1 protein-coding gene is annotated in these 551 nt (G+C 57.2%); it reads left to right on the top strand.

The window, feature by feature from the left end:
- Nucleotides 1–42 precede the first annotated feature (42 nt).
- Nucleotides 43–551 (top strand): MSCRAMM family protein (locus LRP54_RS08355; RefSeq protein WP_331274815.1); only part of this gene is annotated, 509 nt, incomplete at its 3' end.

Below are 551 nucleotides of genomic sequence, written 5' to 3'. Positions count from 1 at the left end.
GTGGGTGTGGTGTTCTCGCTGTTTGCTAAGACCGATGGCGTGGTGTCTGATACGGCGTTTGCTACCGCGACCACTGGGGCTGATGGTGTGGCTTCGTTTGAGCGTGTGCCGTATGGGTCGTATGTGGTGCGTGAGACTGGTCCTTTGTCCGCGTATAACCCCTCTGGTGAGGCAGCGGGTCGTGAGGTGAGTGTGAGTGGTGAGGGCGAGCTCGTTGACCTAACTAATAGCGCGTTTACAAACACGATGAAGCGCGGCAGTATCAAGGTGAAGAAGGTTGATGCTGAGGATGCTGAGCTGCCGCTTGCGGGCGTGGTGTTCTCCCTGTTCACCAAGACTGAGGCGGGCGTGGTGTCTGAGACGCCGTTTGCTACCGCGACCACGACAGCTGATGGCGTGGCGTCGTTTGAGGGCGTGCCGTATGGGGATTACGAGTTGCGTGAGAGCGCGAGTCTGGTGAATTACGTGTTGAATGCTGCGTGGAAGCAGGATGTGTCTGTTCGTGAGGATGGGCAGGACGTTGATTTGCGTTCTGTTCCTGTGACGAATCA

This window comes from Schaalia sp. lx-100, from assembly GCF_021083625.1.
In the GTDB taxonomy this organism is placed as follows: Bacteria; Actinomycetota; Actinomycetes; order Actinomycetales; family Actinomycetaceae; genus Pauljensenia.
Note: the sequence above shows the minus strand (reverse complement) of the source record. Positions and strands in the feature narration are given on the sequence as shown.